15 protein-coding genes and 2 pseudogenes are annotated in these 15,306 nt (G+C 50.3%); 8 read left to right on the top strand and 9 right to left on the bottom strand.

All coding sequences use genetic code 11. The annotated features are described in order from the left end of the window. Positions 1 to 364 precede the first annotated feature (364 nt). The 8 genes from CWM58_RS16775 to CWM58_RS16810 all read left to right on the top strand — a co-directional run bounded on the left by CWM58_RS16775 (position 365) and on the right by CWM58_RS16810 (position 6,389). The gene (locus CWM58_RS16775; protein WP_227520717.1) at positions 365 to 751 is read left to right on the top strand and encodes a hypothetical protein; all 387 of its coding nucleotides are present in this window, start codon (positions 365 to 367) and stop codon (positions 749 to 751) included. Then, complete coding sequence (locus CWM58_RS16780) at positions 744 to 1,088, top strand: hypothetical protein (protein WP_100681371.1); 345 nt, start codon at positions 744 to 746, stop codon at positions 1,086 to 1,088. Before CWM58_RS16775 ends, CWM58_RS16780 begins: the two co-directional genes overlap by 8 nt. A 732-nt stretch (positions 1,089 to 1,820) precedes the next feature. Next, positions 1,821 to 2,045, top strand: a complete 225-nt coding sequence (locus CWM58_RS16785) for a hypothetical protein (protein ID WP_100681372.1) — start codon at positions 1,821 to 1,823, stop codon at positions 2,043 to 2,045. Between the two features lie 3 nt (positions 2,046 to 2,048). Continuing rightward, the gene (locus tag CWM58_RS16790; protein ID WP_100681373.1) at positions 2,049 to 2,426 is read left to right on the top strand and encodes a hypothetical protein; all 378 of its coding nucleotides are present in this window, start codon (positions 2,049 to 2,051) and stop codon (positions 2,424 to 2,426) included. 18 nt (positions 2,427 to 2,444) lie between these two features. Continuing rightward, entirely contained in the window at positions 2,445 to 3,482 is a 1,038-nt protein-coding gene (locus CWM58_RS16795) for a major capsid protein (protein WP_100681374.1), read from the top strand. Between the two features lie 134 nt (positions 3,483 to 3,616). Beyond that, a complete protein-coding gene (locus CWM58_RS16800; protein WP_100681375.1) occupies positions 3,617 to 3,811 on the top strand; it encodes a hypothetical protein in 195 nt (64 codons plus the stop codon). Positions 3,812 to 3,813: 2 nt separating this feature from the next. Beyond that, on the top strand, positions 3,814 to 5,685 hold the full coding sequence (locus CWM58_RS16805; protein WP_100681376.1) for a hypothetical protein: 1,872 nt from the start codon (positions 3,814 to 3,816) through the stop codon (positions 5,683 to 5,685). Positions 5,686 to 5,714: 29 nt separating this feature from the next. Then, complete coding sequence (locus CWM58_RS16810; protein ID WP_100681377.1) at positions 5,715 to 6,389, top strand: phage baseplate protein; 675 nt, start codon at positions 5,715 to 5,717, stop codon at positions 6,387 to 6,389. Positions 6,390 to 6,408: 19 nt separating this feature from the next. Here CWM58_RS16810 and CWM58_RS16815 read toward each other — a convergent pair whose 3' ends face one another. The 9 genes and pseudogenes from CWM58_RS16815 to CWM58_RS16850 form a co-directional block, all read right to left on the bottom strand. Further along, positions 6,409 to 6,660: a hypothetical protein gene (locus CWM58_RS16815; RefSeq protein WP_081355006.1), complete on the bottom strand. Its 252-nt coding sequence runs from the start codon at positions 6,658 to 6,660 to the stop codon at positions 6,409 to 6,411. Positions 6,661 to 6,847: 187 nt separating this feature from the next. After that, positions 6,848 to 8,152, bottom strand: coding sequence for a tyrosine-type recombinase/integrase (locus CWM58_RS16820; RefSeq protein ID WP_100681378.1), 1,305 nt, complete (start codon positions 8,150 to 8,152; stop codon positions 6,848 to 6,850). Positions 8,153 to 8,690: 538 nt separating this feature from the next. Continuing rightward, a pseudogene (locus tag CWM58_RS29560) lies at positions 8,691 to 8,789 on the bottom strand (hypothetical protein); the annotation flags it as partial. Positions 8,790 to 8,991: 202 nt separating this feature from the next. Further along, on the bottom strand, positions 8,992 to 10,506 hold the full coding sequence (locus CWM58_RS16825; RefSeq protein WP_061155642.1) for an ABC transporter substrate-binding protein: 1,515 nt from the start codon (positions 10,504 to 10,506) through the stop codon (positions 8,992 to 8,994). Continuing rightward, a pseudogene (locus CWM58_RS16830) lies at positions 10,487 to 11,522 on the bottom strand (ABC transporter ATP-binding protein). The gene CWM58_RS16825 and the pseudogene CWM58_RS16830 overlap by 20 nt, the downstream one beginning before the upstream one ends. Continuing rightward, complete coding sequence (locus tag CWM58_RS16835; protein ID WP_061155644.1) at positions 11,522 to 12,502, bottom strand: ABC transporter ATP-binding protein; 981 nt, start codon at positions 12,500 to 12,502, stop codon at positions 11,522 to 11,524. The pseudogene CWM58_RS16830 and the gene CWM58_RS16835 overlap by 1 nt, the downstream one beginning before the upstream one ends. Continuing rightward, positions 12,499 to 13,344 carry an ABC transporter permease gene (locus CWM58_RS16840; protein ID WP_080929266.1) on the bottom strand — a complete coding sequence of 282 codons (846 nt, stop codon included), beginning with the start codon at positions 13,342 to 13,344 and terminating at the stop codon, positions 12,499 to 12,501. Before CWM58_RS16840 ends, CWM58_RS16835 begins: the two co-directional genes overlap by 4 nt. Next, on the bottom strand, positions 13,341 to 14,279 hold the full coding sequence (locus CWM58_RS16845; RefSeq protein WP_061155646.1) for an ABC transporter permease: 939 nt from the start codon (positions 14,277 to 14,279) through the stop codon (positions 13,341 to 13,343). Before CWM58_RS16845 ends, CWM58_RS16840 begins: the two co-directional genes overlap by 4 nt. Then, complete coding sequence (locus CWM58_RS16850; protein WP_061155647.1) at positions 14,279 to 15,178, bottom strand: proline iminopeptidase-family hydrolase; 900 nt, start codon at positions 15,176 to 15,178, stop codon at positions 14,279 to 14,281. Before CWM58_RS16850 ends, CWM58_RS16845 begins: the two co-directional genes overlap by 1 nt. Positions 15,179 to 15,306 lie beyond the last annotated feature (128 nt).

The raw sequence follows: 15,306 nt of genomic DNA on the forward strand, positions 1-15,306 counted from the left end.
AAACAGATTCAAATCAACGATAGCGGGAAGAGCGTTTATTACGCGCTTGTCTGGTTCTGGAAAGGTAAGAAAACAAAAATTAGCTACGGCGAATTATCTGATAAATCCGGTGTAAGTGATAACGGGATCAGATTCTGGCTTCGTGCTCTGCGCAACATTGGCGTAATTGAGATAGATGATGAAAGCAATTATTTATCTTTCACGCTAAAACAAATCGAGCGCGACAATGTAGAATTTATTTACACCAATTTCTAAAACACACTACGGGAAATTTTTATGATCATCGCTATCTATTGGCTATTTGCATTTTACGCAGTATGGACATTAACGAGAAAACAGGGAGTTTCCCCTCTACGAGGAATAAATGGGACGAAAAGAACGAAATCCGATTAAACGGATAGAACAAGCGACACGCGCCAGCAAACGTAAATACACCTGTTCTCTACAAGATCTCGCACGAGAGTCTATTCCTGGAGAATGGAACACCGAAGTAATAGAACACCCTCCAACGGTTCCAACCGGATCAGAGTTTGAATTATTGCAGGATGTTTTAGCCTCTTCTGAAACTGTCTTTTACAAACCACGCCGCCGCCGTGAATACCGTGTTGATTCATCCAATCTAAAAAAATGGCAACTATTCTCAGAAAATTACATTGACTACGTAGGCTATTCACAAACTAACGGCCTATCTAATCACACTCAAGATTTAGATTTTTTATTTCATGACGACAAGGAAAATTATAATGACTAATACATACAGCACTATCCAAACTAAAATTATCAGCTTTGAAGACAATTGGCATTTGCCAACATTATCTTTGGTCAATCAGGCGCATCGATCAGGAACGCCCTCCGCTCTCCTGGAGGCGGTGAAGCACACGGATCAGGCAATCACAGCGCTTGAGCACCTGCAAACGTCTGTAGCGCTACTGGTGCAGCGTGACGGCAGCACGATCACACCGCAAGAGGCCTGGCGCATTGCGAATGACCTCGAAGAGCTGGCTTGCTCCTTCCAATACATCACGCTTGAGCTTGGAGGGCTGGCGCAGGACATAGCCGAAGAATACGCAGCACTTGGAAGTGAATAAAAATTCATAATTGGTGAATAAAATGCTGTTTTGGTATTGACAAATTAACGGAAATGTTATAGAATAGGAAGTAGGAAATGAATAAACGTATCGAATCACGTTCCTCTCCCTTGTATGTCAATACGACTTGCAAACACTATCCCATAGTGTGAGCACTCCAGAGAATGCCGTCTCCCATAGCGGCGCTCTTTCCCTGCAATGTCTTTCCGTAAAGAATGGGTATGTTCTTTAGCTACGGTTGTTTTCTTTTTTGTCGTTCCGAAGGATGCGCGGGCGCTTCTGCTTTGTCGGGCAGTGGCGGCAATCTCCGCGCTCTCCTCTCTTTACGGAAAAGCATTGTGCTTTTTGCTCATTCGCTCCGTTAGGGTGAATGTTGTCAGACTTAACTACCTTGAATTGTTAGAGGTTCAGGAATTACGTTAAGGCTGGCAATCTCTTATTACTATTCCAGTGGTGATACTGAGATTCCATAGCCTATTATTGCCAGCGTGAAGGGCTTCACGTTTAATAGGCTGCAATGATAGGGCGATCCTACTTTGTAATAGCATCTGCTATCGCATTGCGCCCTTCATTTTTTAGATGATAGCTTTATGCCCGTTTCGGAATGTGCATACAGGTATTTTCTAACATACCTTGAGAATTATTTTCTCTCCTCCCAATGGGCTACTTAGGTAGCCCATGTTTTTTACGCTTTGCGTAACGAAATAGTTAATGCAAATAAGGAATCGAATAATGTTTCTTATGAACTATGACCGTGTAATAACTCACAAATCCTCTTCACTTGTCCTCACTGAAAAGATGATGCAACAAGCCGCTAACGCTTTCGGCGTAAGCATTGATGAAATTCGAGAGGCTACAGAGAAATTCTGGCCTACAGCCACGATCACAAAATCAAATACCCCTCACCCTTCATCAGGGCTTGAGGAACGATTAAAATTATTAGTTAAAGGAAAATAACCAATGCAATTTGGAACATTTCAGACATTAAACGGGAATAACAGCCACGCCCGTTACAAAGTGGTGGCTTACGTCTCTGATGCAATTATGCAAGACAAGCTAATTAAAACAACTTCCGCTATTCCTGCCGATCTTATTGTTGGCGATCTTGTTGACGCTACAGGCGCGAAAGCTACCGCCCCCGGTGACATTGCGTATGTTGTCGTAGAACCTGCAAGCGCTGGCGCTAAGGCGTTTATTGTGGCTTCTCCAGAGCATACTATTTTAGCCCTGATTGGCGTTGAATTTGGCGAATTGGATCAATCTCTGGCCCAGGCACAATTAGCAACTCTTGGCTTTACTTTCACTGACTACGACACAGTAGCTCTACGCACAACCTAATTAAGGATAATAATAAGAATGGCTTATTCAGATCTATTTTCTGGCAACATGTATGATTTTGCCAGCCCGTTTACATTCTCTACCCAGTTAAACCAGATTGTAACCAATCTTGGATTATTCAAAATTGAGAACCACGATGTTAACTCAATCGCCCTTGAGAAAATAACGGATGTGAAAAATCTCGTTGCACCTGAAAAGATGCCCTATGCACAAAGCGATTGGAACAGTGCAGAACGTCCAGAATTTACAAACGCTCTCTATCAACTTAAATACACTAACTCTTTAAACTCTGTCACCTCTCGTGATCTTGAGCAGTATAAAGCGCGTGGAACGGTTGACACTGCTGATCAAATTACCCTCGCTATTAGTGATTTCAGCGATGCGCAGTATTCACAGGTGAGTAACACGGTAGAGGTTGACCTTGTAGAGGCGCTGTTAGGGCTTCGTGTTAATTCTCAATTCGCCGGACAGGGCGATCTTGATTTCCTTGCTGGCGGTAGCAAAACCACATACACGATGGACATTAGCGCAGACGCTAACGTATTCCAGCAACTAAGCGAGATCGGACGCATTCAGAATGTGAAACTTGGCTCAGGACTGGCACAAGCCAAACAAGGCGCGGTGATCCTGGCTTCTGGCAAAGCCGCCGTAGCGCTACGCTATCACCCATCAGTGAAAGATTTCATGGTGTATACGCTGCCTCTGGAGTCCGGTGATAACTTCTACACCCGCACTAAAGGCGCTAACCCTGCTTTCGAAACCTGGACACTGAACGGCGTAACCGTGATCGATGTGACAGGCTACTCTCTGGTTACTGATCGTATTGGTGTTGATTCGTTCGTGAGTATTCCGGTAATGGCTCCTGAATCTAACGCTTACGTTCTTCACTCTGGTGTTGGTGTTCGCCACGTGACACAAGGCAAAGGCGCATCACTGTATCACCAGTATGTGATCGTAGATCAGCGTTGGGGCTTCCCAGAAGTAGCTACCGAGTGTAGTTACCTTCCTATCGTGGCGATCCCGCAAGCGATCATTTTCGGTAGAGTCTCAGAATAGTGAGCGATAGACGTTAGCTCTTCACGTCTGGAAATAACAGAAGAGCTTTTAATCAGGGGGCGTAGGGAACTGGAACACGCAAAGCAAATGCGCCAGCCCTTGCTCCTTTTTTATTTCCAGAGTGAGGAAAGAGTATGCAATTAATTTTAAAATCTAACAGAGGGCTGCATGTTCAATTATCGGCCTCTGATGCTGAAGGGCTATTAAATGTTGCTGCAATGTGCAGGTTATTAGATGTTGATTATAACAGCGTGAGGCAACGCATTTTTCGTGGTGAAACAGTGGAGCAAGCAATTCACCATTTTTTAGATCAGAAAGGCGGTGAATAATCATGCTTGAGATTAACACATCTAAAATTAATAACACGGTGACATTCACCGTTGATCGTAATTCAATGAAGCAAGCTATGGACTCTTTCGATCAAATTCAGAAAAAAGCGAAAGGTATGAAAGACCCCACTTTGAACATGAAAAAATTCAATCAGGGGTTAAAGTCTGCTGAAAGAGAATTAGATAAGCTGAATAAGAAAGCCTCTAAGCCACGTAATAGCGATGAACGAGAAAAGGCAAGGGCAGCTAAGGCCGCGCTTCGTGTAGAGCAACAGGCAGCGAAAGAGGCCCAAAGAACAGCGGTACGCAGAGAACGTGCTGAATTGAAGCTACTCGACACGGCAAGCAGCTTTAAGAGTATGCAGCACCTTACCAATGTTGAACTAACACAGGCAGCGCTACAGGCGAGCAAGATCACTAAGGCTTATGCCAGCGGCACGATCTCCCTACAGCGTCAGAACAGCGAGATTAAGCGCTTACAGCAGAGCTACAGACGCATTAACGCAGAGCGTAGAGCAGCAGCAAAGGCGGGAGGGGCTAACGCTCTTGCTGGCGGTGGTAAAGCTACAGGGGCGATCTCTGGCTCTCTGATGGGCTTAGGTGGCGGGGCGATTGCTGGCGCTGGTATCGGTGCAGCGGCTTATGGCGCTTATTCATGGGGCAAAGATGCAGTAACGGCACAGGAAGAGCGCAGCGAGGTTGTGCAGCGTGCGAAGTTGGGGAACGTTGATTACAACGTTTTACAGGCACTTTCGCAGTATGCCACGGCTAACGGTATTGATTCCGGTATGGGGCTGCAAGGGCAGCGTAAGCTACTGGATAACGGAAAAGACATTTCAGAAAAGCTGGCAGACAGCTACACCAACAGCACATTTGATAAGAAGTCTGGACAATGGAAAGGCGGATCAGCCCCTGTGGATGCAGCCCTGAACATGGGGTTCACTAAAGACGATCTGAAATCCTACCAATCCAATCCGTTTGGCTTCGTCTCTGCTTACACCAACACCATGCAGGGAAAAGGCTATTCACAAGAGCAAATCCTTCACAACCTGGAAGACCTTGCAGACGATTTGGGCTTGTATCACAAGGCATTTTCTAATCAGGGCAAAGCGATCACTGATCAGGTGGATGTGCTCAAGCGTAACGGGCAGTGGTTGAACCAGGAACAACAGGATCAGCTTGTTGCATACCGTAAGTTTAATCAGGAAATGGACATTCTCACTGATAGCCAGAAGTTGGCATTCTTTGAAGGGTTTATGGACTCTCTCGACCCTGAAACGGTGAAAGAGTGGAAACAAGCCATGCAGGACGCTTTACCCTTCTTTGAGGGTGTCGGACGAGCGGCGGGGGATGCTGCCGTAGGATTGCTGAAACTCTCCAACTGGATCACTGGAAAGCTGAACCTCCTGAACGGTGATAACACCACTAAAGAGGCGGTGAGCCAGCACTACGGCACGACCTCTGCACCTGCACAGCCTGGTGATAATGCCGTAGCTAACGCTTACGGAGCCAGCCAACCTAACCAGGACGGCACACATCCGCATAACGTGTTTGATACGCTTCGCGGTTGGTGGAACGGTACAAGCGGGGCGCAGGATGTTACCAGCTACGCACCGAGCGCTAACGGTGATTATTCTCCTGTTTCTATGTTGAAACAATCAGCAACCACTACAGCGACACCGCCAGCTAATAATACAGTGGTGCAGCCAGTGGTATTACAAAATAATCTACCGGAAGGAATGATCTCTCTCACTATTGCCCCTGATCCGACATTCGGAAACATGCTAAATGCGAGCGTAGATCAGCGTATTAATCAGAACAATCAGCGTATGGTGCTTGCTGTTTCCTCTGGACAATCATCAACGGGCGGGTAATACCGCCTATTCTCAAGGAATAAGGATAAATGGCAACACCAGGTAGTTTAACTATTGGTAATTCCTCGCAAGGAATTAATTCCACATCAAACAGTAATAACAGCAGTGCTACCCGTACCAAAGGTGAAAACGGATTCACTATCCTTGCATCTGTTTATAATTCAGCCTCAGATAACTACATTCAGAATTATCAGGCTATTGTGTTTGATGCTGTCACAGATACGGGAATACGTAGACAGGCAGACATTACAAGCTATCCCGTAGAAAGCGGGGCAGAGGTCAGCGATCACGTTCAGATTAAGAACAATACATTCAAGCTGACCGGTATTATTACCGAAACTCCGATAAGGTTAGAGGAAGACCTCTTATACAGTGCTGGTGTAAATGGTACTCGTATTTCTCAGGCTATCGAGTATCTTGATAAAATCTTTGACGGCAGACAACCTATTACATTAGTGACAGAGCATAAAGTGTATGAGAATGTCATTCTTTCCGGTATCAGTTACGATTATAAATCTGAATTTGCTATGCAATTTGATCTTGAATTTGAACAGATCAGGCTTGTCAGTAAAGCAGAGGTGAATGTAATAGCTACAAAGACGCAAAGTAATAGATCAGTTGGTGGTACGGTGAAGCAGAAAGTTGTTTCTAATTCTAAGAAAACTGAATCCGACACGGTGACAACTGAATTTAATAAAAAATAAGGGGCTTACGCCCCTTTTTTCATTTACGCCCTTTGTTCGATTGAGAGAGAACAGAGGCGGCAAGTTCTTTGGTCAATTCACTTGAGCGAGGGTTGTTGAGGGCAGCAGATGCTCTGTGTTCCATTGCACCGCTTGTTTGATTCGAAGAACCCTTTTGAGACAGTGCTGAACCAGCAAGGCTCTTTTGGATTCCAGATGCGTTAGGGTTGTTCAATGTTTGTGCTGCGACTGATGCGACTTTGCTTGAGGTCTGCTTCGAATTATTAGCCATTATCAACACCTATTCAGAAAGTGAATTTTTACACATGTTGTACTCGTTACGTCAATGAGTACAACATATAGTGTTTATGATAATCTTCACCGTTTCGCTGTGCAACAATGAATCAGCATTTAACTGGATAAATTCACAGTTGATAAAACGTGCGGTATTTTATGCTGCGAGACCTGTTTATTTAGTATCAGAATTGGTTGATAACACTGGTTTTATTGATCGCTATTTGTTCATAATTCACCATCTCCACATACCCAGCTAACACCTTCACGATACGCTCAGGGACGGACTTAGAATACGTCTTGAAAGACTCCGTTTCTCCAGAAGAGTGACCAACCAACAAGGCAATACGTCCTTCTTCAACTCCTGCGGCGTTCAGCTTAGAAATCACGGCATGTCTGAAACTGTGGAACACCTTATTTTCACTGTTTGGCAGAATGTCACGCTTCAACACTCCAAAGCGGTTAACGTGCCATCCTGATCGCTTCTGGTCTGCCCGTTTGGTGATGCTGGCACGGTAGAACAAAAAGCCGTTATGTGGAGTATTACGACGCTCTAACACCATCGGCAGGACGTGAGAATGTATAGGAATAATCCTGGCGGCGTTTGAGGTTTTCCCTTCCTGCACTTGGAAGCACATCACCCCGTTAACATTGACGATGTGATCCGGCTGCAAGTTGCAGATTTCCCCGATCCTCATCCCGCTATAGGCGGCAATGCTTGCCACGTCGAATAACTCCACCTCTCCAGCTTCCTGTAAGCCTCGTAACAGCGTTACAACTTCCTGATCGGTGAATGCCTCATAGCTTCGCCTGGAAGCGGCTGTGTGGAGCTTATGCCCTCTGAACGGGTTCCGCTCAAGCGGCGGGGCATCGTGGTAACGGGCTGCGGCAAGATCGAGGATACACGCCATTGAAGAGAGGAAATTAGCCTGTGTTTGAACGGCTCTACCATTCTCTTTCATAGCGTCGATCCATCCAGTGATGGTTGTCCTGGTTATGTCGTTTAACGCTATGTCAGAACGCTTTAGATAATCGAGAAACACCGTAACCGCTCGTTTATCCTTTGACAGTGTTCCGAGCTTCTTCACATCGGCATTCTGCAACAAATACACATCCAGCATCTTGACCAGTGAAGGGCAGGAGGGCGCGAGTTTATTAGCCTTATTATTGGGTGCTGTGGAAGGTTCCAGCCTGTTATCTCTTTGCGCCACTGGTGACGCTTTGGCATACTTCGCTACGCTCTGGAGGTAGCTGATCGTGTCCTGCAAGCTATCCGGTTTTGGCGGTTCAGCAATTTCTCTTACCCGGTGATACTCATCGGCTATAACATCGCGTTTCCTACGTGCCACACGTAGATCGGAAGTGTTCAGGCTACGAACAAGCGTTTTCTTTCCACCAAAGGCACTACGCAGCCATTCAGGAATGGCGATCCTGATGTAATAGACCCCGTAACTGTCAGAAGTAATGTACTGATCCGGCTTGTATTTCATTTTTCACCCCGTTAAAGTTAAGGGGCGTTTATCATGTGCATGATGAATGCCTGATTACGAGTGTGCGTAAAAAGCGCTAAATCAAGTAGTTGCGAAGGTCGTAGGTGAAGACCCGAACACAAGATTTATCGCGTGTTTCACTCCTATTATCGGCACCATCTAAATCAAATAGTTATATAAGCCACTGTCTTTAAAAAACTCTTTGGGGTTACGCCTGGGTTACTTTTTCCCCCGCAACCAACACACTTAAGCTCACTGTTCTTATCGCTGAACCAGGGCATCAAAACTGCCATACACTGTTCTGGATAGAGACCCCCACGATGCGATGTTTAAAAAGATTGTAGCTTCGATATGAAGTGTCTTATGGCATGCATACGCTTTTACATATCCAGTCTAAAAAAAATTCTTATTTATATCAATGTATTAATAGCTTAAAACCTTTTTAAAAAACCCGTTAAACATGTTAAGAATTATTAAGGTTAAATCGAGTTTTTATCGCAGATAACGCCCTCTATCGTATTTCTCACAAGAGAGTTTGGGAGTGCGTCAGCGGGATAAACGCCAGAATGGCGGCCAGTGCCGTGAGTAGCACTGGCATAGCCCGTTGTACCGCCGCCTCCACCACTGCATGGAAGGGTGCCCCCAGCACCAGCCCATGCTGAGAAAACAAACCACCATGACGGTAAGCAGGGCTGCAAAGAATTTCATCATGAACTCATCAACGGCGGAGCTGATGTTGACGGACTGATCGGTAACGTTGCGAGTTTCCCGCGGAAGCGGGTGGTCCGAAAAGATTAAAAAAAGCGCCGGTGATCGATATCAACCGGCGCAAAGAGGCATTAGTTTTTGACGGTATCTTCCAGGAAGAAGCGCCCCAGGGGATTTTGATAAAAACCGTCGATATTCTTGCGGCTGACGTTGCGGTATGGGCTGTAATACAAATCAACCCAGTTCACGTCGGCTTTGGCCATTTTTTGCAGGTCGATATACATCTGCTCACGCTTTTCACTGTCCATTTCGATGCGCGCCGAAGCCACGAGCGCTTTAACCTGCTCGTTATGATAGCGCGTCATATAGTTCATATTGGCGTCATGACCAAGCACAAAGGTGGTTTTCTGGTCAGGGTCAAGAATATCGTTCGTCCAGTACATCACCGAAATATCGTAATCCCCGGCTACCAGCATATCCCAACTCTGGCTCGGGTCGACTTTTTGTAAATTCACCGTCACCCCAACTTTTGCCAGCTGTTGCTGGAGCAAAATCGCGATTTGCTCATCCACTTCATCTCCGGCGTTAACCACATAGTTCAGCTTCAGATCGGCCGCCCCCGCCGCTTTCAGTATCTCTTTGGCCTTTTGCGGATCGTATGGCCTGCGAAGATTGTCCGCGTAGTGGTATAGCGCCCCGGCGGGGATATAGGAATTCGCCACCTGACCATAGCCAAAAGTCACGGTCTTCACGATCGCGTCTTTATCAATCGCAAAGTCCAGCGCCTGACGCACTTCCACCTTGCCCAGAGCACCGTGCGAATGGTTAATCAACAGATGGTCTTCACGAGTGGAAGGATCCAGTTCAACCTTTAGATTGGCGTCTTTCTGTAACGATGCAATGCGTGAGAAGGGCACGGTCAGCGCGGCGTCAAGCTCACCGGCCTGCACTTTCAGCATTCGGGTATTATCATCCGGAATGGTTAACCACTCCACGCCATCCAGGCTGACGTTCTTCGCTTGCCAGAAATTCGGGTTCTTAACCAGCACGATTTTTTCGCCACGCAGCCACTCTTTAACGCTGAACGCGCCGGAACCTACCGGTTTTTCGGCAAAGGCCTCTTCACCTTCCGCCTTCATCGCCTGCTGTGAAACCACCGAGGCGTTCGGCAGCGCCAGCTGAGATAAGAATGGCGCTGAGGGCGATTTCAGCGTGACCACCAAGGTGCGCGGGTCCGTGGCCTCAGCTTTGTCGATAATGCTGTAGGAATCGCGCCACAGCGAACCTTTATCATCACGGATACGCATCAGGCTAAACGCCGCATCGCTAGCGGTCAGAGGTGTGCCGTCAGAGAATTTGGTATCGCGAATTTTAAAGGTGTAGACCTTGCCGTCCGGGGAAATCGTCCAGCTTTCTGCCACACCAGGCTCCAGCTTAGTCCCGGTTTTATCCACCCGCACCAGCGGGTCGAAGACGTTCGAAAAAACCCAGTTATCGGCATTTTGCGCCGATTTTATCGGATCAAAAGTGGTGCTGTCCTCTCGCCGGCCAATGGTCAATACCCCTGCCGCCTGTGCTATTTCGCTCACCACGCTGAGCGCCAGAAAAACGCTTGCCGCCAGTAACTTAACATGCCTGTGCTTCATCAATAGATCCCCCTGTCAAAGGATAAAACGGTCTCATCGCCTTCGTGGTTCAATACGCAGGCATAAGCGTGGTCGGCAATCTGCCGGGTTGGTGGTGGTTCGCCGGTGCGGCACTGCACCTGCGCATGAGGGCAGCGCGGATGAAATGCACAACCTGGTGGAACAGCGACGGGGCTGGGCGGCTCGCCCCCCAGCAAATTTTTTGGCAGCGGTTTATCCGGGTCAATTTCCGGGATCGCGGATACCAGCGCGGCAGTATAGGGATGCAGGGGCCGTGTAAAGACCGTTTCCGTAGGCCCCTCCTCCACGATCCGCCCGAGATACATCACCGCGACGCGATCACAAAGCCGACGCACAATCGCCAGGTCGTGAGCAATAAACAGAATCGCCAGCCCCATTTTCTCCCGCAGATCCATCAATAAATTCACGATCTGCCCCTGAATAGAGACGTCCAACGCCGCGACACACTCATCCGCCACAATCAGCCGCGGTTCGATAGCCAGCGCTCTGGCAATACCGGCGCGCTGACACTGACCGCCGCTAAGCTGAGACGGTTTCGCGTTGGCCTGCTGCGTACGCAGGCCAACCTGGGTGAGCAGTTCCGCTACCCGCTGAGCAATTTGCGCGCGCGGTATCTTCTGATGAACGCGCAGTACCTCCGCAATACTTTCTCCCACGGTCTGTCGCGGATTTAATGACGCAAAAGGATCCTGGAAAATCATCGCGCTTTGCTGGCGCAGACGGACGATGTCGCTGGTTAAGCCATGTGTAATACGCTGACCATCGAACCGCACCTCTCCTGCCGCAACCCGTTCGAGCTGCAACAGCGCCCGTCCAAGGGTACTTTTACCGCTGCCGGACTCGCCGACCAGGCCCAGCGTCTCGCCGGGATAAATTTGCACCGTGACCTGGTTAACCGCATGCACCACTTTTTTCTCTCGCCAAAACCCGCCGGAAACCGGAAAGGTGACGGAAAGGTTATCGGCCTCAAGCAGCGGCCAGTTAGGGTAAGCCATTATCTCTCCCGCCGGATAGGTGTCGGCAATGTGTGATGGCAGGCTGCCGCATGGCTGCGGCTATCCTGCCTGTAGCGAAGCAACGGCTGGTGGAGGCAGGCCTCATCGGCGCATCGACAGCGCGGATGAAAACGGCAGCCCGATGGAAAATGGTCGGCAACTGGCGGCTGGCCGTCGATGGTCGTCAACCTCCCCTGCCCACCTTCGCTGACCGGCTGGCAATCAATAAGTCCGCGAGTGTAAGGGTGCAACGGGCTGGCCAGCACTTCTCGCTTGTCGCCCACCTCACACAGTCGACCGCCGTACATCACCGCAATCCGGTCACAGGTTTGCGCCACCACGCCGAGATCGTGAGTGATCATAATGACCGCCAGCCCCAGCTCAGCGCGCAGGTCACTCAGCAGGCGTAAAATCTGCATCTGCACGGTCACGTCCAGCGCGGTCGTCGGTTCATCGGCAATCAACAGCGTGGGCTCCGGTGCGAGGGCGACGGCAATCATCGCCCGCTGACGCATGCCACCGGAAAATTCATGTGGATAGTTATTGAGCCGATTCTGCGGGTCAGGGATCCCCACTTGTCGTAGCAGCGCCAGCGCATCCTCTCGTGCCTGACGACGGTTAGCGCCAAAATGAAGGCGGCGACTTTCTGCGATCTGTTCCCCTATAGTCATCACTGGATTCAAATGGCTGGAGGGGTTCTGGAAAATCATGCCGATTTCCCGTCCGCGCACCGCCGACATTTGCCCTTCACTGAGGGACAAAATATCGCGCCCTCCCAGCAAAACTTCGCCGCCAGTAATCCGCAGTCCAGCCCCCGGCAACAGGCGCATCAGCGCCCGGCAGGTTACGGTTTTTCCCGACCCGCTCTCACCGACCAGCCCGAGCATCTCACCAGCTTCCAGACTTAATGAGACGTTATCTACCAGCGCGATATCTTCACCACGCGTGACTGTCAGGTGATTCACCGTCAACAAACTCATACGCGCTCCCCTAACTTATCCCCCAACCCATCGGCCAGCAGGCTGAACCCCATTGCCAACAACACAATGGCGATCCCCGGAAAGGTCGTTATCCACCACGCAGTGGTGATAAAGCTCTGCCCTTCGGCAACCATCACGCCCCATTCCGCGGTTGGTGGCTGCACGCCGAGCCCGAGATAGCTCACCGAGGCCCCGTTAAGCAGTACCAGTACGCAGTCGGACATCGAAAAAACGATCGCGCCAGTTAATGCGTTCGGCAGCAAATGGCGGAACAAAATGCGCAGGTGTCCATAGCCCAGGCTGCGGGCCGCCAGAATAAAATCTCGCTGTTTCAGCGTCAGTACCTGAGCGCGCACCAGCCGAGCGTAGGAAACCCAGCCCACTATCGCCATCGCAATATAAAAGCTGCTCAGTCCTGGTCCGAGGATGGCAATAATCGCTAACATCAGTACCAGAAACGGAAAAGCCAGCACAATATCAATCACCCGCATCACCAGCGCGTCCACGACGCCGCCAAGATAGCTGGAGAGCGCACCCAGCGTGGTGCCAAGCATAAAGGGGAACAGGACTCCCAGTATGCAAATTTGCAGATCGACTCGTGCGCCCCATAGCACCCGGGAAAAAACATCGCGACCAAAGTTGTCAGTACCGAACGGGTGCGCGCCGCTCGGCGACAGCAGGCTGGAGGATACGTCCTGAGCAATCGGATCAAACGGCGCTATCCATGGTGCCAGGCAGGCCACCAACAGCCACAATCCGACAATGGTCAGCCCGGCATATAGCGCCTGCTGGCGCGGAATAATCCGCTGACGCAGACGGGAAAACGTCGCCGTTACCTTCATAGCTTTATCCTCGGGTCCAGAGCCACGGTCAGAATGTCCGCCAGCAGGCTGACCGCCACGGTGGCAAGGGCAAAGACCATGACTACGCCCTGAACCACCATGTAGTCGCGGCTAAAAATCGCCTTTACCAGTAGTTGTCCGAGGCCAGGGATGGCAAACACGCTTTCGATAACCACCGTACTGCCGATTAACCAACCGATATTCACGGCCAGAAGATTGATGGTTGGCACCAGCGAATTGGGCAGCACATGTCGCCAGAAGATGCGTCTTTCCCGTTGCCCGCGCGCTCGTGCCGCCACGACATAGTCACTATTCATCTCCATCAGCAGGCTGGCGCGCAGGTTACGAATCAATACCGCTGAAAGCGCCAGCGCCACGGTCAGGCACGGCAGAACCATATGGCGTAACTGGTCTAAAAAATCGCTGCCGTAGCCGGAAACCGGGAACCAGCCAAGCACAATGCTGAACAGCAGAATCAGCATGATACCGAGCCAGAACGCCGGAAACCCCAGCCCGGCGGTGGTAAAAAGACGAATCAGCCGATCGGCGAGACGTCCACGCTGGCGTGCAGCAATCGCCGCTAGCGGCACCGTCAAGGCAATGGCCAACAGGACACTGCCCAGTACCAGCCACAGCGTTGGCTCAAGACGCGAACCAATCAGCTTCAGAGTATCCACGCGATACACAATCGACTTCCCCAGTTCTCCTTGCAGCAGGTTGCGCAGAAAAAAGCCGTACTGTACCCATAGTGGCTCATCGAGACCAAACTGCGCGCGGATGCGGGCCAGCGCTGCCGGTGTGCTGCGGACTCCCAGCAGAATGCGCGCCGGATCGCCGGGGATCGCCCGCACCATCATGAAGGTGATCAAGCTAATGCCGAGCAGAACCGGCAGCAGCTGCAGCGGGCGAAAAAGCAGAAAGCGGTAACGATGCATCAACAGCCTCCCGTATCGCGCTGGCGTGCCAGAAAATCGAGCAGCACCGGGTAGTAAGCCTGCGGCTCTTCGTAAAACGGCATATGGCTGCTATTGGCAAAAACTGCTATTTCGGCATTCGCCAGTCCCTGCTTCATTTTCAGGGCACAGGCGGGTGTAAGTTCATCATGCTGTCCACTGACTATCAGGCACGGCACGCGGATCGAAGCTAGTTCCGCGCTGCGGTTCCACGTTTTTAAATTACCGGTATAAAGGAATTCGTTCGGCCCCTGCATTGTGATGTACGGCCCCATATTCCAGTCCTCAAGCGACCGCTTAACCGGTTCGGGCCACACATCAAGGCGGCAGACGTGGCGATAATTAAGCAGGGTAATCGCCGCTTGATAGGCCGGGTGATCCAGCCAGTCCAGCGCTTCATAGCGCTGCATCATGGCGACGGTCTCTGGTCCCAGCGCACCGCGCAGGCGGTTCAGTTCCTGCACCAGATGCGGCATATCGGCGACGGTGTTTTCAAGAATCAACGAGCGAATTGCGCCAGGATGGTGCAATGCCACTTCTATCGCCAGCCATCCGCCCCACGAATGACCAAGCAGATGCACCTTACCGAGCCCCAGCGCCTGGCGGACGGTTTCCACTTCACGTACGTAGCGCGCCATGGTCCACAGACTGGCGTCATCCGGTCGGTCCGATTTCCCGGTTCCCAGTTGATCAAAGGCAATCACCCGGTAGCCGTGCTGTTTCAGGCAGGAGTGAGCCTCACGCAAATAGTCGCTGGGCAGCCCGGGTCCGCCGTTGAGGCAGAGGACGGTCTCATCGCCGTCACCAAATTGATAAGCCACGACGTTATAACCATCCACAGCAATGTTATGGCACTGATCGGGCGCTACTTCACTCCACATGGTGTGTTCCTCGTCGTCGATGCTGCTGGTGTGTCGTTGCCTTAACGCTAACGACAACGTCGGAAGCTGAACAGTTAGCAAAAATACTAGTTTTGCGCTGCGCCGGAACGGCACCGGAATTGCATGCC

It is taken from the genome of Klebsiella sp. H-Nf2 (assembly GCF_002806645.1).
In the GTDB taxonomy this organism is placed as follows: Bacteria; Pseudomonadota; Gammaproteobacteria; order Enterobacterales; family Enterobacteriaceae; genus Klebsiella; species Klebsiella variicola.

What these genes read in the sequence shown, in the direction of transcription:
- CWM58_RS16775 (WP_227520717.1), top strand. Translation starts at nt 365, where the DNA reads ATGGGACGAAAAGAACGAAATCCGATTAAACGGATAGAACAAGCGACA.
- CWM58_RS16780 (WP_100681371.1), top strand. Translation starts at nt 744, where the DNA reads ATGACTAATACATACAGCACTATCCAAACTAAAATTATCAGCTTTGAA.
- CWM58_RS16785 (WP_100681372.1), top strand. Translation starts at nt 1,821, where the DNA reads ATGTTTCTTATGAACTATGACCGTGTAATAACTCACAAATCCTCTTCA.
- CWM58_RS16790 (WP_100681373.1), top strand. Translation starts at nt 2,049, where the DNA reads ATGCAATTTGGAACATTTCAGACATTAAACGGGAATAACAGCCACGCC.
- CWM58_RS16795 (WP_100681374.1), top strand. Translation starts at nt 2,445, where the DNA reads ATGGCTTATTCAGATCTATTTTCTGGCAACATGTATGATTTTGCCAGC.
- CWM58_RS16800 (WP_100681375.1), top strand. Translation starts at nt 3,617, where the DNA reads ATGCAATTAATTTTAAAATCTAACAGAGGGCTGCATGTTCAATTATCG.
- CWM58_RS16805 (WP_100681376.1), top strand. Translation starts at nt 3,814, where the DNA reads ATGCTTGAGATTAACACATCTAAAATTAATAACACGGTGACATTCACC.
- CWM58_RS16810 (WP_100681377.1), top strand. Translation starts at nt 5,715, where the DNA reads ATGGCAACACCAGGTAGTTTAACTATTGGTAATTCCTCGCAAGGAATT.
- CWM58_RS16815 (WP_081355006.1), bottom strand. Translation starts at nt 6,660, where the DNA reads ATGGCTAATAATTCGAAGCAGACCTCAAGCAAAGTCGCATCAGTCGCA.
- CWM58_RS16820 (WP_100681378.1), bottom strand. Translation starts at nt 8,152, where the DNA reads ATGAAATACAAGCCGGATCAGTACATTACTTCTGACAGTTACGGGGTC.
- CWM58_RS16825 (WP_061155642.1), bottom strand. Translation starts at nt 10,506, where the DNA reads ATGAAGCACAGGCATGTTAAGTTACTGGCGGCAAGCGTTTTTCTGGCG.
- CWM58_RS16835 (WP_061155644.1), bottom strand. Translation starts at nt 12,502, where the DNA reads ATGAGTTTGTTGACGGTGAATCACCTGACAGTCACGCGTGGTGAAGAT.
- CWM58_RS16840 (WP_080929266.1), bottom strand. Translation starts at nt 13,344, where the DNA reads ATGAAGGTAACGGCGACGTTTTCCCGTCTGCGTCAGCGGATTATTCCG.
- CWM58_RS16845 (WP_061155646.1), bottom strand. Translation starts at nt 14,279, where the DNA reads ATGCATCGTTACCGCTTTCTGCTTTTTCGCCCGCTGCAGCTGCTGCCG.
- CWM58_RS16850 (WP_061155647.1), bottom strand. Translation starts at nt 15,178, where the DNA reads ATGTGGAGTGAAGTAGCGCCCGATCAGTGCCATAACATTGCTGTGGAT.